General features: G+C 36.6%; 36 protein-coding genes. 2 read left to right on the forward strand and 34 right to left on the reverse strand.

Annotated features, from left to right (window positions below):
• The first annotated feature begins 222 nt into the window (after nucleotides 1-222).
• Nucleotides 223-1,704 (forward strand): threonine synthase, encoded by a 1,482-nt coding sequence (gene thrC, locus ACEN3Z_RS08575; protein ID WP_407090535.1) that lies wholly within the window; start codon nucleotides 223-225, stop codon nucleotides 1,702-1,704.
• A 60-nt stretch (nucleotides 1,705-1,764) separates the two neighbouring features.
• Here thrC and ACEN3Z_RS08580 read toward each other — a convergent pair whose 3' ends face one another.
• On the reverse strand, nucleotides 1,765-2,415 hold the full coding sequence (locus tag ACEN3Z_RS08580; protein WP_407090536.1) for a hypothetical protein: 651 nt from the start codon (nucleotides 2,413-2,415) through the stop codon (nucleotides 1,765-1,767).
• 136 nt (nucleotides 2,416-2,551) lie between these two features.
• On the opposite strand from ACEN3Z_RS08580, the gene ACEN3Z_RS08585 reads away from it, so the two are divergent.
• Nucleotides 2,552-3,061 (forward strand): hypothetical protein, encoded by a 510-nt coding sequence (locus tag ACEN3Z_RS08585; protein WP_407090537.1) that lies wholly within the window; start codon nucleotides 2,552-2,554, stop codon nucleotides 3,059-3,061.
• A gap of 84 nt (nucleotides 3,062-3,145) precedes the next feature.
• Here the strand turns inward: ACEN3Z_RS08585 and truA are convergent, their stop codons facing one another.
• The 33 genes from truA to rpsJ all read right to left on the reverse strand — a co-directional run bounded on the left by truA (nucleotide 3,146) and on the right by rpsJ (nucleotide 20,492).
• Nucleotides 3,146-3,919: a tRNA pseudouridine(38-40) synthase TruA gene (gene truA / locus ACEN3Z_RS08590; protein WP_407090538.1), complete on the reverse strand. Its 774-nt coding sequence runs from the start codon at nucleotides 3,917-3,919 to the stop codon at nucleotides 3,146-3,148.
• A gap of 25 nt (nucleotides 3,920-3,944) precedes the next feature.
• The gene (locus ACEN3Z_RS08595; RefSeq protein ID WP_338489924.1) at nucleotides 3,945-4,748 is read right to left on the reverse strand and encodes an energy-coupling factor transporter transmembrane component T; all 804 of its coding nucleotides are present in this window, start codon (nucleotides 4,746-4,748) and stop codon (nucleotides 3,945-3,947) included.
• Nucleotides 4,741-5,643, reverse strand: a complete 903-nt coding sequence (locus ACEN3Z_RS08600) for an energy-coupling factor ABC transporter ATP-binding protein (RefSeq protein WP_407090539.1) — start codon at nucleotides 5,641-5,643, stop codon at nucleotides 4,741-4,743. The genes ACEN3Z_RS08595 and ACEN3Z_RS08600 overlap by 8 nt, the downstream gene beginning before the upstream one ends.
• Nucleotides 5,613-6,452 carry an energy-coupling factor ABC transporter ATP-binding protein gene (locus ACEN3Z_RS08605; protein ID WP_407090540.1) on the reverse strand — a complete coding sequence of 280 codons (840 nt, stop codon included), beginning with the start codon at nucleotides 6,450-6,452 and terminating at the stop codon, nucleotides 5,613-5,615. The genes ACEN3Z_RS08600 and ACEN3Z_RS08605 overlap by 31 nt, the downstream gene beginning before the upstream one ends.
• Nucleotides 6,453-6,705: 253 nt before the next feature.
• A complete protein-coding gene (gene rplQ / locus ACEN3Z_RS08610; RefSeq protein ID WP_138404375.1) occupies nucleotides 6,706-7,086 on the reverse strand; it encodes a 50S ribosomal protein L17 in 381 nt (126 codons plus the stop codon).
• Nucleotides 7,087-7,128: 42 nt separating this feature from the next.
• On the reverse strand, nucleotides 7,129-8,073 hold the full coding sequence (locus tag ACEN3Z_RS08615; RefSeq protein ID WP_218931539.1) for a DNA-directed RNA polymerase subunit alpha: 945 nt from the start codon (nucleotides 8,071-8,073) through the stop codon (nucleotides 7,129-7,131).
• Nucleotides 8,074-8,156: 83 nt separating this feature from the next.
• Nucleotides 8,157-8,549, reverse strand: a complete 393-nt coding sequence (gene rpsK, locus ACEN3Z_RS08620; RefSeq protein ID WP_138404377.1) for a 30S ribosomal protein S11 — start codon at nucleotides 8,547-8,549, stop codon at nucleotides 8,157-8,159.
• 27 nt (nucleotides 8,550-8,576) lie between these two features.
• Nucleotides 8,577-8,939 (reverse strand): 30S ribosomal protein S13, encoded by a 363-nt coding sequence (rpsM, locus tag ACEN3Z_RS08625; protein ID WP_138404378.1) that lies wholly within the window; start codon nucleotides 8,937-8,939, stop codon nucleotides 8,577-8,579.
• 27 nt (nucleotides 8,940-8,966) lie between these two features.
• A complete protein-coding gene (gene rpmJ / locus ACEN3Z_RS08630; protein WP_124058139.1) occupies nucleotides 8,967-9,080 on the reverse strand; it encodes a 50S ribosomal protein L36 in 114 nt (37 codons plus the stop codon).
• A 32-nt stretch (nucleotides 9,081-9,112) separates the two neighbouring features.
• The gene (gene infA, locus ACEN3Z_RS08635) at nucleotides 9,113-9,331 is read right to left on the reverse strand and encodes a translation initiation factor IF-1 (RefSeq protein ID WP_138404379.1); all 219 of its coding nucleotides are present in this window, start codon (nucleotides 9,329-9,331) and stop codon (nucleotides 9,113-9,115) included.
• A 45-nt stretch (nucleotides 9,332-9,376) separates the two neighbouring features.
• On the reverse strand, nucleotides 9,377-10,027 hold the full coding sequence (locus ACEN3Z_RS08640; RefSeq protein ID WP_407090541.1) for an adenylate kinase: 651 nt from the start codon (nucleotides 10,025-10,027) through the stop codon (nucleotides 9,377-9,379).
• Nucleotides 10,028-10,060: 33 nt separating this feature from the next.
• Nucleotides 10,061-11,356 (reverse strand): preprotein translocase subunit SecY, encoded by a 1,296-nt coding sequence (gene secY / locus ACEN3Z_RS08645; protein WP_407090542.1) that lies wholly within the window; start codon nucleotides 11,354-11,356, stop codon nucleotides 10,061-10,063.
• The gene (rplO, locus tag ACEN3Z_RS08650) at nucleotides 11,356-11,796 is read right to left on the reverse strand and encodes a 50S ribosomal protein L15 (protein ID WP_407090543.1); all 441 of its coding nucleotides are present in this window, start codon (nucleotides 11,794-11,796) and stop codon (nucleotides 11,356-11,358) included. The genes secY and rplO overlap by 1 nt, the downstream gene beginning before the upstream one ends.
• Nucleotides 11,797-11,829: 33 nt before the next feature.
• Complete coding sequence (gene rpmD, locus ACEN3Z_RS08655) at nucleotides 11,830-12,009, reverse strand: 50S ribosomal protein L30 (RefSeq protein ID WP_138404383.1); 180 nt, start codon at nucleotides 12,007-12,009, stop codon at nucleotides 11,830-11,832.
• 11 nt (nucleotides 12,010-12,020) lie between these two features.
• Nucleotides 12,021-12,524, reverse strand: coding sequence for a 30S ribosomal protein S5 (rpsE, locus tag ACEN3Z_RS08660; RefSeq protein ID WP_138404384.1), 504 nt, complete (start codon nucleotides 12,522-12,524; stop codon nucleotides 12,021-12,023).
• 21 nt (nucleotides 12,525-12,545) lie between these two features.
• The gene (rplR, locus tag ACEN3Z_RS08665) at nucleotides 12,546-12,905 is read right to left on the reverse strand and encodes a 50S ribosomal protein L18 (protein WP_138404385.1); all 360 of its coding nucleotides are present in this window, start codon (nucleotides 12,903-12,905) and stop codon (nucleotides 12,546-12,548) included.
• 27 nt (nucleotides 12,906-12,932) lie between these two features.
• On the reverse strand, nucleotides 12,933-13,469 hold the full coding sequence (rplF, locus tag ACEN3Z_RS08670) for a 50S ribosomal protein L6 (protein ID WP_138404386.1): 537 nt from the start codon (nucleotides 13,467-13,469) through the stop codon (nucleotides 12,933-12,935).
• A gap of 41 nt (nucleotides 13,470-13,510) precedes the next feature.
• Nucleotides 13,511-13,909 (reverse strand): 30S ribosomal protein S8, encoded by a 399-nt coding sequence (gene rpsH, locus ACEN3Z_RS08675; RefSeq protein ID WP_138404387.1) that lies wholly within the window; start codon nucleotides 13,907-13,909, stop codon nucleotides 13,511-13,513.
• A gap of 34 nt (nucleotides 13,910-13,943) precedes the next feature.
• Nucleotides 13,944-14,129: a type Z 30S ribosomal protein S14 gene (locus ACEN3Z_RS08680; RefSeq protein ID WP_138404388.1), complete on the reverse strand. Its 186-nt coding sequence runs from the start codon at nucleotides 14,127-14,129 to the stop codon at nucleotides 13,944-13,946.
• 18 nt (nucleotides 14,130-14,147) lie between these two features.
• The gene (gene rplE / locus ACEN3Z_RS08685; protein WP_138404389.1) at nucleotides 14,148-14,690 is read right to left on the reverse strand and encodes a 50S ribosomal protein L5; all 543 of its coding nucleotides are present in this window, start codon (nucleotides 14,688-14,690) and stop codon (nucleotides 14,148-14,150) included.
• A 27-nt stretch (nucleotides 14,691-14,717) separates the two neighbouring features.
• The gene (gene rplX, locus ACEN3Z_RS08690; protein WP_138404390.1) at nucleotides 14,718-15,020 is read right to left on the reverse strand and encodes a 50S ribosomal protein L24; all 303 of its coding nucleotides are present in this window, start codon (nucleotides 15,018-15,020) and stop codon (nucleotides 14,718-14,720) included.
• A 26-nt stretch (nucleotides 15,021-15,046) separates the two neighbouring features.
• Nucleotides 15,047-15,415, reverse strand: coding sequence for a 50S ribosomal protein L14 (gene rplN, locus ACEN3Z_RS08695; protein WP_138404391.1), 369 nt, complete (start codon nucleotides 15,413-15,415; stop codon nucleotides 15,047-15,049).
• 34 nt (nucleotides 15,416-15,449) lie between these two features.
• Complete coding sequence (rpsQ, locus tag ACEN3Z_RS08700) at nucleotides 15,450-15,716, reverse strand: 30S ribosomal protein S17 (protein WP_138404392.1); 267 nt, start codon at nucleotides 15,714-15,716, stop codon at nucleotides 15,450-15,452.
• A gap of 20 nt (nucleotides 15,717-15,736) precedes the next feature.
• Entirely contained in the window at nucleotides 15,737-15,931 is a 195-nt protein-coding gene (gene rpmC, locus ACEN3Z_RS08705) for a 50S ribosomal protein L29 (RefSeq protein ID WP_138404393.1), read from the reverse strand.
• Nucleotides 15,921-16,355 (reverse strand): 50S ribosomal protein L16, encoded by a 435-nt coding sequence (gene rplP, locus ACEN3Z_RS08710; RefSeq protein WP_138404394.1) that lies wholly within the window; start codon nucleotides 16,353-16,355, stop codon nucleotides 15,921-15,923. The genes rpmC and rplP overlap by 11 nt, the downstream gene beginning before the upstream one ends.
• A gap of 2 nt (nucleotides 16,356-16,357) precedes the next feature.
• The gene (rpsC, locus tag ACEN3Z_RS08715) at nucleotides 16,358-17,017 is read right to left on the reverse strand and encodes a 30S ribosomal protein S3 (RefSeq protein ID WP_138404395.1); all 660 of its coding nucleotides are present in this window, start codon (nucleotides 17,015-17,017) and stop codon (nucleotides 16,358-16,360) included.
• A 3-nt stretch (nucleotides 17,018-17,020) separates the two neighbouring features.
• Nucleotides 17,021-17,377, reverse strand: coding sequence for a 50S ribosomal protein L22 (rplV, locus tag ACEN3Z_RS08720; protein ID WP_138404396.1), 357 nt, complete (start codon nucleotides 17,375-17,377; stop codon nucleotides 17,021-17,023).
• Between the two features lie 17 nt (nucleotides 17,378-17,394).
• Entirely contained in the window at nucleotides 17,395-17,676 is a 282-nt protein-coding gene (rpsS, locus tag ACEN3Z_RS08725; protein ID WP_138404397.1) for a 30S ribosomal protein S19, read from the reverse strand.
• A 37-nt stretch (nucleotides 17,677-17,713) separates the two neighbouring features.
• Nucleotides 17,714-18,544 carry a 50S ribosomal protein L2 gene (gene rplB / locus ACEN3Z_RS08730; protein ID WP_138404398.1) on the reverse strand — a complete coding sequence of 277 codons (831 nt, stop codon included), beginning with the start codon at nucleotides 18,542-18,544 and terminating at the stop codon, nucleotides 17,714-17,716.
• A gap of 33 nt (nucleotides 18,545-18,577) precedes the next feature.
• Nucleotides 18,578-18,880 carry a 50S ribosomal protein L23 gene (rplW, locus tag ACEN3Z_RS08735; protein WP_138404399.1) on the reverse strand — a complete coding sequence of 101 codons (303 nt, stop codon included), beginning with the start codon at nucleotides 18,878-18,880 and terminating at the stop codon, nucleotides 18,578-18,580.
• Nucleotides 18,880-19,503 carry a 50S ribosomal protein L4 gene (gene rplD, locus ACEN3Z_RS08740; protein ID WP_138404400.1) on the reverse strand — a complete coding sequence of 208 codons (624 nt, stop codon included), beginning with the start codon at nucleotides 19,501-19,503 and terminating at the stop codon, nucleotides 18,880-18,882. The genes rplW and rplD overlap by 1 nt, the downstream gene beginning before the upstream one ends.
• Nucleotides 19,504-19,523: 20 nt before the next feature.
• Entirely contained in the window at nucleotides 19,524-20,156 is a 633-nt protein-coding gene (gene rplC / locus ACEN3Z_RS08745) for a 50S ribosomal protein L3 (protein ID WP_197103581.1), read from the reverse strand.
• A 27-nt stretch (nucleotides 20,157-20,183) separates the two neighbouring features.
• A complete protein-coding gene (gene rpsJ, locus ACEN3Z_RS08750) occupies nucleotides 20,184-20,492 on the reverse strand; it encodes a 30S ribosomal protein S10 (RefSeq protein ID WP_138404402.1) in 309 nt (102 codons plus the stop codon).
• Nucleotides 20,493-20,861: the final 369 nt, after the last annotated feature.

Genomic DNA, 20,861 nt, shown 5'->3' on the forward strand with positions numbered 1-20,861 from the left:
GATGAGACTAAAAAGTTTTTCTTTAGCTTAGAAAATCGATTAAAATATTTTAATTTCGATAAAGTGATCCAAAATTGAAAAATAACGACTAGAATAACTCAATATTTAAAAGTATGAATTATTCAGGTTTATATAATTCTATTGAATTTTTACTTAAACATTGCTGAAAGTAAACTTTTTCAGTATAATTTGAATGATATAAAATGAGAAAAAGGTGAGAATATGAATTATAAAAGTACCCGTAACTCGAAGAACATCGTAACACCCTCTCAAGCTATACTCCAAGGACTTGCTACCGATGGTGGTTTATACGTTCCAGAATCCTTCCCAAGTTTTGACTTAAATTGGGAAATACTCAGTCAATATACTTATCAAGAAATGGCTCACTTTATTTTAAAACCATTTCTATCCGACTTTTCGGACAAGCAGCTAAAACGTTGTATTGAATTAGCCTATGATAATAAATTTGACACAGAAGTGATTGCACCGGTAGTAGACATTGATGAGAAGCATTATCACCTGGAATTATTCCATGGATCAACGATTGCTTTTAAAGATATGGCCTTATCGATATTACCCCACTTAATGAAAACTTCTGCTGAGATTAATAATAATTACAATGATATCCTAATCTTAACGGCGACCTCTGGTGATACTGGTAAAGCAGCAATGGCTGGATTCTCAGATGTTCCCGGAACTAAAATCATCGTCTTCTATCCTAAGGGTGGTGTGAGTTCCATTCAGGAGCAACAGATGCTTACGCAAACAGGAGATAATACACACGTAGTTTCTATCGTTGGAAACTTTGATGATGCCCAAACTGAAGTGAAAAACTTATTTAATGATTCAGTTCTGCGTGATGAACTTCAATCGTCTGACAGCCAATTTTCTTCAGCAAATTCTATGAATATCGGCCGTTTAGTCCCACAAATTGTGTATTATTTTTATGCATACGCTCAACTTGTGAAGCAAGGGAAGATTGATGCAGGCAGTGAAATTGATTTTAGTGTACCCACAGGGAATTTTGGTAATATACTCGCTGGTTACTACGCTAAACGTTCAGGTCTACCAATTGGTAAACTACTGTGTGCTTCAAATGATAATAAAGTGCTTTATGATTTCTTCCAAGACGGTGAATATAACCGTCAACGTGACTTTATATTAACGATTTCTCCTTCAATGGACATTCTAGTTTCTAGTAATTTAGAACGTCTCGTCTATCATGCTGTAAATGAAGATAGCGAGCGTTTAAGCGACTTAATGGAACAATTAGACACTAAGGGTCACTATACTTTAACAGACGAGGAGCAGGCGCATTTTTCAAGTTTCCTATCTGACTATGTGACCGAAGCTCAAACTAAAGAGGAAATTAATATTGTTTACAGAAAAACCGGCTATATTATGGATACCCACACAGCAGTGGCTTCTAGAGCATGGCGCAATCTCAACCAAGAAGGACTTTCAACGAACCCTGCTGTTATTGTTTCAACTGCCAGCCCTTACAAATTTCCTGAGGCTGTTTTAGTTGCGCTTGGTGTTGAAGCTGAAACGTTAACAGATCGAGAACTTTTAGATAAATTAAATGAATTATCAAATATCCCGTATCCACCAGCAATTGAAGGTTTACTAGAGGCAGAAAGATTACACGATACTACTATAGAGGTTTCTGACATGCGCGAATTTGTTCGAAATATTGCAAAATAAGTAATCGTAGATACACAAAAGGCAGAAGTACTTCATGTTCTTCTGCCTTTTCTTATATGATTATGCTTTTGTTTTTTCTTCTTTAACCCATGAGTCAATTTTACTAATCTCTTCAACGATATATGCATGAAGCGTTGTGTTTAACTCTTCAAAACCATCAATTTCTCTAATTGGTGTAAAATCATTGATTAACTCACTCATGAATCTTTCTAGTAAGCCATCCGAAAGTTCAATTGATTTATTAATAATGGTATGCAAGTTACCGATTAATTGGTATCGACTTCCAATTAATTCACCGAAATCATTCGATTTATCACGTTCTTTAATTAATACAACGCGACCTAAATAATAATCGTAGAATGCGATATAAGTTTTACCATTAAAGTAATAGTTTAATAATACTTCACAATCTCTAAGTGAAAAATCTTTCTTATGTTTTAAACTTAACGTATCATCCACATTTTTGTTGATAGTTGCAAAGATTTCTTTCGCAACTGTTTCTTCATTGGTTAAATCAGATGCAATGTCTTCAATATTAAACAATGGTGTATTCCAAACCGATTCACGACGGCTAAAACGGAAGAAGAATTTATAATAATCGTGTAATAAGTAATTACGACGACGGATATTATAAACGATATATTTTTGGGCTGGATCTTTGATATAATCAGCGGCTAAACGGATTGCTTGGTTCTCAGTAATATATTGCATTAATTTCTCTCCTTAATTATACTAATAATTAGCTACTCATATGATACCATTTAATAAATATTAATTGAATGTTTAAATGGTTAAATTAATTTAAATACTTTATAAACATACCACAAAAATCGAAAAGAGGGTAATAATGTACATAAGACAAACGAAGAAAAATGAAATTCCTGAAGTTATGAAAGTGATTGAATACGGCAGACAATTACAAAGAAAGAATGGGAACAATATTCAATGGCCAAATCATTATCCGGCAGCTAGTGATATTGAAACTGATATCTTAAATAACCATAGTTATGTTTGTGTGATAGACGATCAGGACCAAACGGACTTACCAGAGGAAACAATTGTTGCGACAATGTGTATTCAAAGTGGCGAAGATCCAACCTATCAAGAGATCAATGGCGAGTGGCTTAATGATCGTCCTTATGTTACTATTCACCGAATTGCTTCTAATCAACAGATTAATGGTGCCGGAAGCTTTTGTATGCAGTATGTCATAGATCATTACGACAATATAAAAATCGATACCCATCGAAAGAATACTTCTATGATTGCTTTAATCGAAAAATTTGGTTTTCAACATTGCGGTGATATTATCATTGAAGACGGAACACCTAGAGAAGTTTTTCAATATTCTAAATAATTTTGTTCCTGGCTAATATTTCAGTCAGGTATTTTTTTGTGAATAAAAAAACCTATGAGCTTCACTCATAGGTCAGTTTGAAAGTTATTTAAATGGATCCACTTCATAATCAACACGCATTAAGAACAGGCCATTCGGTGGCGCTGTTGGTCCCGCTTCATTTCGGTCTTTTACTTCTAATAGCCTTTGCATCTCATCCACTGGCTTTAAGCCATCTCCAATTTGAAGGAGAGTTCCAACCAGTATACGAACCATATTGTATAAAAAACCTTTTCCATAAAATCGGAAGACTAATTCGTTCTTCGCTTCATCTATCCAAGCTTCAGCTTCTAACACATGGCGCACTTTATTCTCAATGTCAGTTTTCGTAGAACAAAAACTTGTAAAATCATGTTCACCAACAATAATCTTAAGCGCCTCTTGAATTCGTTCCAAATCAAAAGCATACGGATGATGACTCGTGTATAATCGCTTGAACGGATCGGGAAAATCATTAATATCTATCCGATACTGATACTCTTTACCGATGGCATGATAGCGAGCATGAAATTCATCCGATACTTGCGCTACATCGACGATTCGAATAGATTGGTCTAAGATACTGTTCAATGCCTTACGCATTGATTTAGGCTGTATTTTAGCTGGATAATCGACATGGATGACTTGTCCGAGTGCATGAACACCAGAGTCAGTTCTTCCCGATGTTGAATTCTTAATTAATTCCCCGGGTTTAGCCTTTGCCATTATATGTAAGGCCTTTTGCAAAGCTTCTTGTATCGATGGCCCATTTGGTTGCACTTGATAGCCGACATAGTTAGTGCCGTCATATTGAATTTTTAACGCATAACGTGTCGTCATTCAGTTTACCTCCAATTACAAATTATCAAATAAATATTCGAATCGCAATTAACGCCGTTGTTACTAATAATAAAGTTAAGAGTGCATAAGCATCTATTTTTGAGAATTTTAATTGTCTATATTTTGTCCGACCTTCCCCACCTCGATAACCTCGAGCTTCCATGGCAATCGCCATCTCATCAGCCCGGTTAAATGCGCTAACGAACAGTGGAATTAAGATGGGTACCATAGCCTTAACACGGTCAATGAAACTACCTTCATCGAATTCTACCCCTCGAGCTCTTTGAGCATTCATAATCTTTTGCGCTTCATCCATCAAAGTAGGAACATAACGTAAAGCAATGGAGAGCATTAACGCCACTTCGTGTGATGGAAAACCTAAACGAGACAACGGTCTTAATAAGTGTTCAATACCATCTGTTAATTCTAATGGTGCTGTTGTAAGAGTTAAGATGGTTGACATCATAATAATTAAGACTAATCGCATAAAGATATAAATCGCATTGATTACCCCTAAAGATGTAATTGTTATCGGACCTAATTGGAAATAAACCGTTCCTCCCACAGTAAATAACATCTGAAATATAACGGTAAACATAATAATCCACAACATTGGTCGAATTCCACGTAAAAAGTAAGATATAGAAATATTACTTAATTTGATGACAAAAAATACAAATGCTGCAAGGAGTAAGTAAGCTAGCCAATGATTTGCTAAAAAAACAATCACAATGAAAGAGAAACTACCTAATAACTTAGTGCGGGGATCTAATTCATGAATTATTGAATTACCTTGTAAATAGCGGCCTAAAAGTAATTTATCAAACATTTTCTGACACCTCACTCTTTAGAGTACGAGATTGTTTAATTTTTACAATCTCATCTGCTAGTTGCTCTACTGTAATCGGTTGAGTCTCTTTTATATAAGTTGTTTCTAACTGAGTATCAATATCTTTAAAAAACTGTAGCGAATGAGGTAGAGATAATTGTAATGTGTCTAGTTTATCCTCATCTTTAAAAATTTCTAATGGTTCTCCTGTCTTAACCACTGTTCCATTCTCCATCACAATGACATTATCGGCATATAAAGCCACATCTTCCATTTGATGTGTTACTAAAACGAGTGTGATGTTTTGTTCGCGATGTAAATTTACAAACATCTCTAGCATGTACTTCTGACCCGCTGGATCTAAACCAGCTGTCGGTTCATCAAGAACGAGAACGCTTGGTTCCAAGGCTAGAACACCAGCAATAGCGACACGTCTCATTTGACCTCCACTCAAGTCAAACGGAGATCGGTCGTAAAGATTCTCAGATAAACCGACTAAAGACAGTTTCTCACGCGCAATGCGTTCAGCTTCTTCTTCGGATACATCAAAGTTTAAAGGTCCAAACATGACATCTTTTAAGACGGTTTCTTCAAATAACTGAGACTCTGGAAATTGAAACACAACACTGACTTGTTTTCTCAGTGCTTTTAAATTTTTATTTTTTGAATCAGCAGTAATTTCTACATCATTAATCTTTACAGTACCATGCGTTGGTCGTAACAACACGTTTAGATGTTGGATAAGTGTTGATTTTCCTGACCCAGTATGTCCGATAATGGCAGTAATCTTTCCTTTAGGAATACTTAAGTTCACATTTTTTAATGCAGAAACGGCAAATGGACTACCCGCATTATAAATATGATCTACATTGTTAAATACGATTGGATTATCCATTGTAATAAAGCCTCCTCATCAAAATATTCATCCGGTATATCTACTCCACGCTCCATTAAAGCATGTTTCAACTTCTGTGTGAATGGTAAATCTAGTCCCATATCAATGAGACCTTCACCTAAATTAAAGATATCGGCAGGAACACCTTCACTTTTCTTTTCGCCATCTTTCATCACAATAATTCGATCTGCTTTGGAAGCTTCATCGATATCATGTGTGATAGAGATAACAGTTAAATCATATTGTTCTTTTACTTTCTCAATTGCTTCAATCACTTCTTCGCGACCCAAAGGATCTAACATCGCCGTTGCTTCATCTAGTAAAATTACATCTGGTCGTAAAGCAATGACGCTTGCAAGTGCCACTCTTTGTTTTTGCCCACCAGATAAACGAGCGGGTTCTTTCTTTTTATGATCAGACATTCTAACTTGTTGAAGTGCTTCATCAACACGTTGAATCATCTCTAGACGTTCAACTCCATTGTTTTCTAGACCAAAAGCAACATCGTCTTCAACCGTTGCCCCAACAAATTGGTTATCAGGATTTTGAAAGACCATTCCGACAGATCTTCTAGCTTCCCAAACGGTTTCTTCATCTAGTAATTTACCATTGATAAATACTTTTCCACTTTCAGGCACCAAAAGACCATTCATAATTTTTGCTAAAGTTGACTTCCCTGATCCGTTTGGTCCGATTAATGCAACCCATTCCCCTTTATTGATGGTCAGATTAACATTCGTCAAAGCAAAAGACTCTACGCCTTGATATTGAAATGATATATCTTTTAACTCGATGATAGGACTTTTCATTATTATCTTCCTTTCGCGACACATCTTTCTGATTTTTTCATAGGTAAATATACCATTTAATTCGATTCTTTTCTCAAAACAATCATATACTTAACTATAAAAAAAGCACTTACGATAGAAGCACATGGATTGGAGGAGAAAATCCCCTCCAATCTAAGCAATAAACATTGCTTGTGCATTAGAGCTAGACCAAATTATTGATCATAACACTCTCCATCATTAAGTGACTAAACTATTGGTTCTTATTAAATTATTAAACTAACTCTAAGATTACCATTGGAGCAGCGTCACCACGTCGTGGTCCTTTTTTAAGGATACGAGTATAACCTCCATTACGGTTTTCATAACGGTTAGCATAATTATCGAATAAACGATCTAATACTGATTCAATAATTACTTCGTCATCTTCAATACGAGCATCAGCTAATTCGCGGCGTAAGAATGAAGCTGCCTTACGACGAGAAGCTAAGTCACCTTTCTTACCTAATGTAATCATTTTTTCAACAGTTTTACGAACTTCTTTAGCACGAGCTTCTGTTGTTTCGATACGTTCGTTGATAATTACATCAGTCGTTAAATCACGTAGTAATGCTTTACGTTGTGTACTTGTACGTCCTAATTTACGGTATGCCATTAAGATTCCTCCATTTCTTGTAAAATAAACCCTAATGATCTATTATTCGTCGTCTTTCAGACTTAGGCCTAGATCATCTAATTTGCCTTTAACTTCTGATAATGATTTACGTCCTAAGTTACGAACTTTCATCATTTCAGCTTCAGTTTTATTTGTAAGTTCTTGAATTGTATTAATTCCAGCACGTTTCAAGCAGTTGTAAGATCGAACAGATAAGTCTAATTCTTCAATTGTCATGATAAGAACTTTTTCTTTTTCTGCTTCTTCTTTTTCAACCATGATTTCTGCTTCGCGTGCTTCATCGTTTAAGTTAACAAAGATATTTAAATGTTCAGTCAATATTTTTGCAGCTAAACTTAAAGATTTTTCTGGACTAATTGATCCGTCTGTCCAAATGTCTAAAGTCAATTTATCAAATATATTCTTTTGACCAATACGTGTATTTTCAACTTGATAATTCACTTTTTCAATTGGTGTATATATTGAATCGATTGGTAATACACCAATTGGCATATCATCACTCTTATTGTATTCGCTACGTGCATAACCTCGACCGTTGGACACGCTAATACGCATGTTCAATTCTGCATCTTCGGCTAAGGTACAAATATGTAAATCAGGATTTAAAATTTGTACATCATTATCATGAATAATGTCAGCAGCTGTTACTGTTTTTGGACCCGCAACATTTAATTCAATTACTTTGCTTTCTTCTGTGTGCAATTTAAGGGCTAACTTCTTCAAGTTTAAAATGATCGTAGGAACATCTTCCACTACACCATCGACTGTAGCAAACTCATGAAGCACACCATCAATTTGAATATTAGTTACTGCTGCACCTGGTAATGAAGATAGCAGAATACGACGTAATGAGTTTCCAAGAGTTGTTCCATATCCACGTTCTAATGGTTCAATCACGATCTTGCCAAATTTTTCATCTTCACTGACTTCAACCGTAGTAATCTCTGGTTTTTCAATCTCGATCATTAGTAATTTTCCCCTTTCAATACGTTATGTCTCAATGATAATTTTGTAGCAACATTAAAAGTTTTTAAATATAGGAATTATCATTAAACACGACGACGTTTTGGTGGACGAGCACCGTTATGTGGGATTGGGGTTACGTCACGAATTGCTGAAACCTCTAATCCAGCTGCCTGTAATGAACGGATTGCCGATTCACGACCAGATCCTGGTCCTTTAACTGCAACCTCTACAGATTTCATACCATGTTCCATTGCGCCTTTAGCAGCAACTTCTGATGCCATTTGAGCAGCAAATGGAGTAGATTTTTTTGATCCACGGAATCCTAATGATCCTGCTGATGACCAAGAAAGTGCGTTACCATTCTCGTCTGTAATCATAACGATTGTATTATTGAATGTTGAACGAATATGTGCGATTCCACGTTCAATATTTTTTCTGTCGCGACGACGTCTACGAGCTTGTTGTCTTTTTGCCATGAAGTCTTAACCTCCCTTTTAAATTAATTATTTCTTACCTTGAACTGCTTTTTTAGGACCTTTACGGGTACGAGCGTTGTTTTTAGTGTTTTGTCCGCGAACTGGTAAGTTACGACGGTGACGGTTACCACGGTATGATCCGATTTCTTGTAAACGTTTGATGTCTAAACTTACTTCACGACGTAAATCACCTTCAACTTTGATTCCGTCAACAATAGAACGTAAACGGTCTAATTCATCGTTAGATAAATCTTGTACGCGAGTGTTTTCAGATACATTAGCATCTGCACAGATTTGTTTTGCTGTAGTGTTCCCGATTCCAAAGATATATGTTAATGAAATAACAATACGTTTGTCACGTGGAATATCAACTCCTGCTATACGAGCCATAGACTAGTTTCCTCCTTTTTCTTAAAATTAACCTTGACGTTGTTTGTGTTTTGGATTTTCGCAAATTACCATTACTTTACCATTACGGCGGATAACTTTGCACTTCTCACAAATTGGTTTTACTGATGCTCTAACTTTCATCATTTTCCCTCCTTAAACTTCTTAACCATCGACTATTTAAAGCGATATGTAATTCGACCTTTTGTCAAATCATAAGGAGACATTTCAACTGTTACTTTATCTCCTGGCAAAATACGGATATAGTTCATACGAATTTTACCTGAAACATGAGCTAAAATTTCGTGGCCATTTTCTAATTCAACTTTGAACATTGCATTTGGCAAGGTTTCTAATATAATTCCTTCTACTTCAATAACATCATCTTTAGCCATTAATACTTCCTCCTTTTTTTACCAGTTAGTGAAATGCTTTGGTATCTATTCTCCAAGAATATTACGTATCTCACGATAAACTACTTCAATCGGATTTTCACCACTAATGCGGTGTAGTATGTTTTTATCATCGTAGAATTCTAAGATCGGTTTAATTGATTCCATCTGTAAGTTAATACGATGTCTAACTTTTTCTGGCTTGTCGTCTTCACGTTGATAGAAGTCATGAGAACCACAGTTATCACAAACACCATCAACTGAAGGTGGATTGTATACTTTATGATACGTAGCTCCACAATCACGACAAATAATTCTACCGCTTAGACGTTTTTCAAGGACATCTGAATCAACATCGATATAAATAACAGCGTCAATATCAGAATTCATATCTTTTAAATTCTCTTCTAGTGCATGTGCTTGGTGAAGCGTTCTTGGGTACCCGTCTAGCATAAACCCATCTGCTTGTACATCTGATTGTGATAAACGTTCACGAACTAAGTTATTCGTGACATCATCCGGCACAAGATTACCAGCATCTGTATATGATTTAGCTTCTAATCCCAATTTCGTTTCATTCTTAATTGCTTCACGGAAGATATCCCCTGTTGCAATATGTACCATTGAATAATCTGTGGAGATATGTTCACTTTGTGTTCCTTTCCCTGCTCCGGGAAGGCCCATTAATAAAATATTCATATAAATCGTCCTTACTTATTTAATATCGATGAACTATTGATAAAGAAATCCTTTATAGCGACGTTTTACCATTCTACCTTCGATTTGTTTAGTTGTTTCTATAGCAACACCTACAACAATCAAAATACTTGTTCCACTTAATGAAATATTCATTGGTATTTCCCAGATAAATCCAGCAACGATCGGTAATACGGCGATTAATGTTAGATATAATGCGCCGACCCCACTTAAGCGATTAATTAATTGTGTAATAAATGTCTCGGTATCATTACCAGGACGTACACTTGGAATATAAGCGCCTTGTTTCTGTAAATTTTCTGCTACTTTCTCAGGGTTAACCTGTACTAATGAATAGAAATAAGTAAAGGCAATGAGTAATACAGTATAGAATACTGCTCCTAATGGATGTTGTAAGTTAAACAAGTTTCCGAAAAACTGCATCACTGGACCTGCGTTGTCAGTACTTAAGAAAGAAAAGATTGTTTGTGGTGTTGTAATAAACGACGTTGCGAAAATTACAGGAATAACACCAGCAGAGTTAATCTTTAATGGTAAGTGCGCTGTATGACGGGCACCAGTTGCTTTCTTAGAGTGATGAATTGGAATACGTCTTTGTGCTCTTTCCATTAGAACAACAATAACAATACTTACGATGATTACTAGTACGATGGCTAATAAAATCAGTAAATTTTGGGTCAGTTCATTACCTGTCACACCTGATATAGATGATTGGAAAAATCCATAAAAATCTTTTGGCACTTCTGCAACAATACCGGCGAAGATCAACATAGATACTCCGTTTCCGACACCATTACGCGTGATTTGCTCACCTAACCAAACTAAGAACATTGTTCCAGCCGTTAAGATTAAAGCAATTGTTAGATAAGTTGCCATTGTAGGGTCATTAATTAAACCTAAACCAGATAACTGGTTAAACCCAAATGATAATCCTAAAGATTGGATAAAACCTAAAACTATTGCTGTGTAAGTAGTAGCTTGATTAAGCTTACGTCTACCGACTTCACCTTGTTTGGCCCATTCGGTAAACTTAGGAACTAAGTCCATTTGCAATAATTGCATAATGATTGATGCAGTAATGTATGGCGATACACCCATAGCAAAGATAGAATATCTTTGTAGTGCACCTCCACCAAAAGTATTCAATAAACCTAATACCCCAGTGTTGCCTAATGTTTGTAAAGCACCAGCATTAACACCTGGTACTGGGATATGAGACCCTAAACGGAATACTGCGAAGATAAATAATGTATATAAAATTCTACGTCGAATATCTCTAACAGTGAATGCATTTTTCAAGAAGGAAAACATTAAATCACCTCAATCGATCCACCAGCACCAGTGATAGCTTCTTCTGCAGATTTAGAGAATTTAGCAGCTTGAACTGTTAATGTTTTCTCTAATTTACCATCACCTAAAATTTTAATTCCTGATAATTCGTTTTTCACAACGCCAGTTTCGATTAATAAAGCTGGTGTAACTGTTGTGCCATCTTCAAAACGATTTAATGTTTCTAAGTTCACTACAGCATAATCTTTACGATTGATGTTAGTGAAACCACGTTTTGGTAAACGACGGAATAAAGGTGTTTGTCCACCTTCAAATCCTAAACGTACTCCACCGCCTGAACGTGCTTTTTGACCTTTTTGTCCACGACCAGCTGTTTTTCCGTTCCCTGAACCTTGTCCACGCCCAACACGGTTACGTAATTTGCGTGATCCTTCAGCAGGTTGTAATGTATGAAGTTTCATTCCTTCGGCACCTCCTTATATAAGATTTTAAACTTAAGCTTCTTTGACTTCTACTAAATGGCTTATTGTACGAACCATTCCACGAACAGATTCATTGTCAGGTTTCACTACACTCTTATTAAGTTTTGTTAAGCCTAACGCTTTAGCTGTTTGAATTTGGTTTTGTTTACGTCCAATAAAGCTACGTTTTAATGTGATTTCTAAGTTGGCCATTGAATGTCCTCCTAACCTAAAAGTTCTTCGACTGATTTGCCACGTAATGCAGCAACTTCATCGGCTTCTTTAAGATTTTTAAGACCTTCAACAGTTGCAGAAATCATGTTAATTGGTGTATTTGATCCAAGTGATTTACTTGTTACGTCAGCAATACCAGCTAACTCAATAACGGCACGAACTGGTCCACCAGCGGCAACCCCAGAACCGGCAGTTGCAGGCTTAAGTAATACTTGTCCTCCACAGAATTCACCAACGATTTCATGTGGAATAGTTGTTCCTGATGTAGGGACTTTAATCATGTTTTTCTTAGCATTTTCGATACCTTTACGGATTGCTTCTGGTACTTCTTGAGCTTTACCTGTAGCAAAACCAACGTGACCATTCTTATCACCAACAACTACTAAAGCAGAGAAACGTAGACGGCGTCCACCTTTAACAACTTTAGTTACGCGGTTAATCGCAACTACGCGATCTTCAATTTCGCCTAATGTTTCTGGATTAATAAATTCCATTAAACAATGTTCCCCTTTCTATTAAAATTCTAAGCCGTTTTCACGAGCAGCTTCAGCTAATGCTTGTACACGTCCGTGATATACATATCCACCACGGTCAAATACTACTGTTTTATGTCCAGCAGCTGTTGCGCGATCGGCAACTAATTTACCAACTGATGCAGCTTGTTCGACTTTTGATCCATTTGATTTAACTTCTTCGTCTTGTGAAGAGGCACTGACTAGCGTCACACCCGCTACGTCATCAATTAATTGAGCGTAGATGTTAGTATTCGAACGGAATACACTTAAGCGTGGGCACTCTGCAGTACCAGAGATTCTATTACGGATACGTAAATGTCTTTTTTTACGTAATTTATTTCTTTCTGGTTTTGAAATCATTTTGTCACCTCTTTAATTTTTTATTTATTATTTACCAGTTTTACCTTCTTTACGGCGAACAAATTCACCAACATAGCGAATTCCTTTACCTTTATACGGCTCTGGTGGACGAACTGCACGAATGTTTGCTGCTAATTCTCCAACTTTTTCTTTGTTGAATCCTTGAACGATGATTTGTGTATTCGAAGGAACTTCAAAATCTACACCTTCGCTAGCTTCGAATTCAACTGGGTGTGATAAACCAACACTCAATGTAAGTTTGTTACCTTGTTTTTGTGCACGATAACCTACACCGATTAATTCTAATTCTTTTTTAAATCCTGTAGACACACCTTCGATCATGTTAGCAATTAATGAACGAGTTGTACCATGGATTGAGCGGTTAGCTTTATTGTCATTTGGACGAGTGAAAGTGATTTCGTTATCCGCGATTTCTAATGAAATTGCTGGCGATAGTTCACGAGTTAATTCGCCTTTTGGGCCTTTAACAGTTGCTGTAGTACCATTTAGTTCTACGGTAACTCCTGATGGAATTACTACAGGTTTTTTACCTATACGACTCACAGTACCGCACCTCCTTATATTTTATAATATTTATCTACAAATTACCAAACGTATGCTAAAATTTCTCCACCGATTTTTTCATTTCTTGCAACTTTATCAGTTACTAAGCCACGAGAAGTTGAGACGATTGCGATTCCTAAGCCATTTAAAACTTTAGGAATATCTTCAGATTTAGCGTAAACACGTAAACCTGGTTTAGAAATACGTTTTAGACCTGTAATAACTTTTTCGTTATTACGTCCGTATTTTAAGTTTAATTTAATTACATTTTGTTTGTTATCTTCAGTTACTTCATAACCTTTAATGAAACCTTCGTTTTTTAAGATTTCAGCAATTGCCACTTTAGTATTAGAAGATGGTGCTGTTACAGATGTATGTTTTTGTGCATTTGCATTACGAATTCTTGTTAGAAAATCTGCAATTGGATCTGTCATTACCATGTGTATTTACCTCCTTAGTTTAAAAGTATTTGAATTACCAGCTTGCTTTCTTAACGCCAGGAATTTGTCCTTTATAAGCAAGTTCACGGAAGCAAATACGGCAAAGTTTGAACTTACGGTAAACTGAATGCGGACGTCCACAACGTTCACAACGTGTGTATTCTCTTACTTTATATTTTGGTGTACGTTGATTTTTTTCTACCATTGATTTTTTAGCCAATACGATTCGCCTCCTTTATTATTTTTTAAACGGCATACCTAACTCTTTAAGTAAGGCATGTGATTCTTCGTCAGTGTTTGCTGTTGTTACGATTACAATATCCATTCCACGAACTTTATCTACGTTATCGTAGTTAATTTCTGGGAAAATTAATTGTTCTTTAACACCTAAAGTGTAGTTTCCACGACCATCAAAGGCTTTGTTTGAGATACCTTGGAAGTCACGTACACGTGGTAATGATACTGTGATCAATTTGTCTAAGAAGTCATACATTCTTTGTCCACGTAAAGTAACTTTAGCTCCAATTGGCATTCCCTCACGAAGACGGAAACCTGCAATTGATTTCTTAGCTTTAGTAATAACTGGTTTTTGTCCAGTTAATAATGTTAATTCTGCAACTGCTTTATCTAAGTTTTTAGCATTTGAAACTGCATCACCAACACCCATGTTAACAACAATTTTATCTATTTTTGGTACTTCCATAACAGAAGAGTAGTTAAATTGTTCAACTAATTTGCTAGTGATTTCGTTATTATATCTTTGTTTTAAACGGCTTTCCATTAAACTTTGTCCTCCTTCCCAAAATGATTAGTTAAGTGTTGTATCTGATTTTTTAGAGAAACGTACTTTTTTACCATCTTCAAAACGGTAACCAACGCGTGTTGCTTCTCCGTTAGAATCTACTAATTTTACGTTTGATACATGAATTGGAGCAGGGAATTCTTCGATTCCACCTGTCGCCATTTGAGTAGGTTTTTGGTGACGTTTATGGATGTTTAATCCTTCAACGATCACTTTATCTTGCTTAGGTAAAGTTTTAAGAACTGTTCCTGTTTCGCCTTTATCTTTACCAGCAATAATTTTTACTGTATCTCCTGATTTAATGCGCATGAATTGTTTCCTCCTTCGTAATTGGATTAAAGAACTTCTGGAGCTAATGATACGATACGCATGAAGTTGTTGTCACGTAATTCACGTGCAACTGGTCCAAAAATACGTGTTCCACGAGGTGTCTTATCATCACGAATAATGACACATGCATTTTCGTCAAATTTTATATAAGACCCATCATTACGGCGAGCTCCTGTTTTTGTGCGTACGATTACTGCTTTTACTACGTCACCTTTTTTGACAACTCCACCTGGTGTTGCATGTTTAACTGTTGCAACAATTACATCACCAATGTTAGCTGTTCTACGACCTGATCCACCTAGTACTTTAATAGTTAATACTTCACGTGCACCAGAGTTGTCGGCAACTTTTAATCGACTTTCTTGTTGAATCATTCCGATGTCCTCCTTCCGATTTCTTCTTTATGTATTAGATAATTACAGCTTCTTCAACGATATCTAATAAACGGAAGCGTTTCGTTTTAGATAATGGACGAGTTTCCATAATGCGGACGATGTCGCCTTCTTTTGCGCTGTTATTTTCATCATGTGCTGTATATTTTTTTGAATATTTAACACGTTTACCGTATTTAGGGTGTACTACACGAGTTTCAACAACAACAGAGATTGTTTTGTCTCCTTTGTCTGAAACGACACGACCACGATAAACTTTACGTTTGTTACGTTCTTCAGTCATTTAACATCTGCCTCCTTTTATTATTTAGTCAGTTCTTGTTCACGTAAGACAGTTTTAATACGAGCGATTGTTTTACGTACTTGACGTAAACGGGCAGTGTTTTCTAATTGTCCTGTTGCTAATTGGAATCGAAGATTGAATAATTCTTTTTTATATTCTTTTTCTTTGTTAACCATATCAGCAGCGGATAATTCTCTAATTTCTTTAATTTGCATTCGATTCACCACCATATTCTTCACGTTTTACGAATTTTGTTTTGATAGGTAATTTGTTTGATGCAAGACGGAAAGCCTCACGAGCTACTTCTTCTGGAACTCCATCGATTTCAAACAAGATTTTACCACGTTTAACTGGAGCTACCCAACCTTCAGGTGCACCTTTACCGGATCCCATACGAACACCGATTGGTTTAGATGTGTATGATTTGTGAGGGAAGATTTTAATCCATACTTTCCCACCACGTTTCATATAACGAGTCATAGCTATACGAGCTGCTTCGATTTGACGGTTTGTGATCCATTTAGATTCAATGGCTCTTAATCCGTATGTTCCGAAGTCGATGTTTTTTCCACCTTTAGCTTCTCCGCGCATTTTACCACGGAATTCACGACGGTGTTTTACACGTTTAGGTACTAACATGATTAATTTCCTCCTCTCTGGTTGTTTTCATTTACTTCAGGAAGGATTTCTCCACGACAAATCCATACTTTAACTCCAAGTTTACCGTATGTAGTGTCTGCTTCTTCCCAAGCGTAGTCGATATCTGAGCGAAGTGTATGTAATGGAACTGTACCTTCACTGTAGTGTTCAGTACGTGCCATATCAGCACCGTTTAAACGACCAGATACTTGTGTTTTAACTCCTTGTGCACCAGCACGCATAACACGTTGGATAGCTTGCTTTTGAGCACGACGGAATGCAACACGGTTTTCTAATTGACGAGCAATATCTTCTGCTACTAATTTTGCGTCTAAGTTTGCTTGTTTAATTTCCACGATATTGATGTGTACTTTTTTACCAGTTAATTTATTTAACTGTGCACGTAGTGCATCAACTTCAGATCCACCTTTACCAATAACCATTCCTGGTTTAGCAGTATGAACTGAAACAATTACACGGTTAGCAGCACGTTCAATTTGAATTGTTGAAATTGAAGCGTCTGAAAGTTTACCGTAGATGTACTCACGAATGCGTAAATCTTCATGTAGGAAGTCGGCATACTTTTTATCAGCATACCATTTAGCATCCCAATCACGGATTACGCCAACACGCATACCTATTGGATGTACTTTTTGACCCATGTATTATGCCTCCTCTTTCTCTGATACCACAATTGTGATGTGGCTTGTTCTTTTATTGATTGGTGAAGCTGATCCTTTAGCACGAGGACGGAAACGTTTCATAGTTGGTCCTTCGTTAACAAAAGCTTCACTTACGAATAAGTTTTCTAAATCTAAATCATAGTTGTGTTCCGCGTTAGCAATAGCTGACATTAACACTTTTTCGACAGCAGGTGATGCTGATCTTGGTGTGAATTTCAGAATAGAAATTGCTTCACCTATGCTTTTTCCTCTAATTAAATCAGTTACTAGACGAACTTTACGAGGGGCAATGCGGATTGTTTTTGCTGTTGCTGTTGCAGATGTAATTTGTTCTGACATCTAATTTCCCTCCTTTATTAACGTCTTCCTGTTTTTTTATCGTCATTTGCATGACCTTTATATGTACGAGTTGGTGCGAATTCGCCCAATTTGTGTCCTACCATATCTTCTTGGATGTATACTGGGACATGTTTACGTCCATCATATACTGCAATTGTTAGCCCAATGAAGTTTGGGAAGATTGTTGAACGACGCGACCATGTTTTAATAACTTGTTTTTTCTGAGCATCTTCTTGAGCTTCTACTTTTTTCATTAAGTGTGCGTCAATAAATGGCCCTTTTTTCAAACTACGACTCACAGTGTAGCCTCCCTTCGGAAATTTAATCTATATACGATTATTTCTTACGTCCACGAACGATTAATTTACTTGATTTTTTCTTAGCATTACGAGTTTTAAGACCAAGAGTCTTTTTACCCCAAGGTGACATTGGACTTGGACGTCCGATTGGAGCGCGTCCTTCACCACCACCGTGTGGGTGATCGTTAGGGTTCATTACAGATCCACGAACAGTTGGACGTTTAGATAACCAACGTTTACGACCTGCTTTACCAATGTTAATTAATTCGTGTTGTTCGTTACCAACAGTTCCGATTGTTGCACGGCAAGTTGATAAGATCATACGAACTTCACCTGAAGCTAAACGTACTAATGTATATTTACCTTCTTGTCCTAATACTTGAGCACTTGTTCCAGCAGAACGAACTAATTGTCCACCTTTACCTGGTTTTAACTCAATATTGTGAATTACAGTACCAACTGGGATATTGATTAATGGTAATGCATTCCCTACTTTGATATCTGCTTCAGCACCTGATTCAATCTTTTGACCTACTTTAAGTCCTTTTGGTGCGATGATATATGTTTTAATTCCATCTTCGTAGTTAATTAATGCGATATTCGCGCTACGGTTTGGATCATATTCGATAGTTTTAACTGTTCCGACAACGTTGTCTTTGTTACGTTTAAAGTCGATAACACGGTAAGCACGTTTGTGTCCACCACCGTTGTGACGAACTGTGATTTTACCTTGGCTATTACGGCCAGCTCTTTGTTTTTTCGATTCTAATAATGATTTTTCAGGAGTTTTTGTTGTAATCTCTGAGAAGTCATAACCAGTCATATTACGACGACCGTTAGTTATCGGTTTGTAGTGTTTAATTGCCACTCGAATTCCCTCCTACTTATCTTATTTTGTGAATTATTCTTCGTCTTCTTCTGTTTCGAATAATTCGATGTTAGCTGAATCAGCTTTTAATGTGATGATTGCTTTTTTGTATTTACGTGTGAATCCTTGGTAACGACCCATACGTTTTGCTTTTCCTTCAACGTTGATAGTATTTACTTTCTCTACTTTAACGCCTTCAAACATAGCTTCAACAGCTTGTTTAATAAGGTTTTTGTTAGCACGACGATCTACTTCAAAAGTGTATTTGTTATCGTCAATGTTATACATAGATTGCTCAGTAATTACTGGACGTAGGATTACTTCTGAAAATTCCATTATGCTAATGCCTCCTCTACTGTTGATAATGCTGCTTGAGTGATTAATACTTTGTCATAGTTAACAACGTCTAATACGTTGATGTTGTTCTCGTCAATAACTTTAACGTTATCGATGTTACGAGCTGATAAGTATGCGTTATCGTTGTTATTTTCTAAAACGATTAATGTTTTAGTGTCTAAGTTTAAGTTAGATAAAATACCTTTAAGGTCTTTTGTTTTTGGTGCATCTAAGCTTAATCCATCAACAACTACAAATTTATCTTCAACAACTTTTTGTGATAATGCTGATAAAATTGCTAAACGACGTACTTTTCTTGGTAATTTGTAACTGTATGAACGAGGTGTCGGACCAAAGACAACTCCTCCCCCAACCCATTGTGGTGAGCGGATAGATCCTTGACGTGCACGACCTGTTCCTTTTTGTCTCCAAGGTTTACGTCCACCACCGCGAACTGCGTTACGGTTTTTAACTGCGTGTGTACCTTGACGTAATGATGCACGTTGCATGATTACTGCATCGAACATAACACTTTCGTTTGGTTCGATACCGAAGATCGATTCGTTTAACTCAACTTCTCCAGCTTGCGATCCGTCTTGTTTAAATAAAGTAACTTTTGTCATTCTCGTTCCTCCCCTCTTAATTAGTTAGATTTAACTGCTTTTTTAATTTGTACTAAAGATTTTTTAGCACCTGGTACATTACCTTTAATTAAGATAACGTTATCTTCAGGATTTACTGCAACGATTTCTAAGTTTTGAATCGTCACTTGTTCACTACCAGTTTGTCCAGGTAATTTTTTACCTTTTAAAACACGTGATGGTGAAGCTGCCATTGCCATCGCACCTGGGCGACGGTGGAAACGAGATCCGTGAGCCATTGGTCCACGAGCTTGGCCGTGACGTTTAATAACCCCTTGGAAACCTTTACCTTTAGATGTTCCTGTTACATCGATGATGTCTCCGACTGCGAATGTTTCTACAGTGATTTCTTGCCCAACTTCATATTCTCCTAGCTCGACATCACGAAATTCGCGAATGAAGCGCTTAGGAGTAGCGTTTGCTTTCGCTACATGACCTTTATGAGGTTTTGTTGCTAATACTTCACGTTTGTCTTGGAAACCTAATTGCACAGATTCATATCCATCTGTTTCATTTGATTTCACTTGTAATACAACGTTTGGTTGAGCTTCCACTACTGTTACAGGGATTAACTCACCATTCTCCGTAAAGAATTGCGTCATTCCTACTTTTGTTCCTAAGATTCCTTTGGTCATGAGTACACCTCCATTTTATTTTTTATTTTATAACTTAATTTCTACGTCTACACCACTTGGTAAATCTAATTTCATTAATGCATCAACTGTTTTAGCAGTTGGGTTAACGATATCGATTAAACGTTTGTGTGTGCGCATCTCAAATTGCTCACGTGAATCTTTATATTTATGCGGTGAACGGATAACTGTATATACCGAACGTTCTGTTGGTAATGGGATTGGCCCTACAGTTTGTGCTCCAGTTCTTTGTGCAGATTCTACGATTTTGTTCGCTGATACATCAAGAGCGCGGTGCTCATAAGCTTTCAGACGAATACGAATTTTTTGGTTTGCCATTGTTTTTCCTCCTCCGTCAAATTTGTTAAATTGACTTGCTCCGCAAGAATTACCGACTACACTGGTCATTGGCAACTCAGCCTAGCGTGTCGCAACCTCTCACTTCATAGCTCGCCCACCTTATAATATAGGGGGCTGTGTTACGTTCAGCAGAAATATATCTACTTATGACACAACGAATATTATAACGAACACAACACTTAGAAGCAAGCTTTTTTCGCATTTTTTTAAAAAAAATTCAAAATAATATTTCTGGTGTGTTGTAAGATGAAACGCAACACTAAAAAAAGACATGAAGATTCGTTATACTTAAGTCACCACAACATAGTATAAGGAGAGAATCTTCATGTCACACACTCATTTTAACAC

The sequence above is a fragment of the Ruoffia sp. FAM 26254 genome (assembly GCF_045528545.1).
GTDB lineage: Bacteria > Bacillota > Bacilli > Lactobacillales > Aerococcaceae > Ruoffia > Ruoffia halotolerans.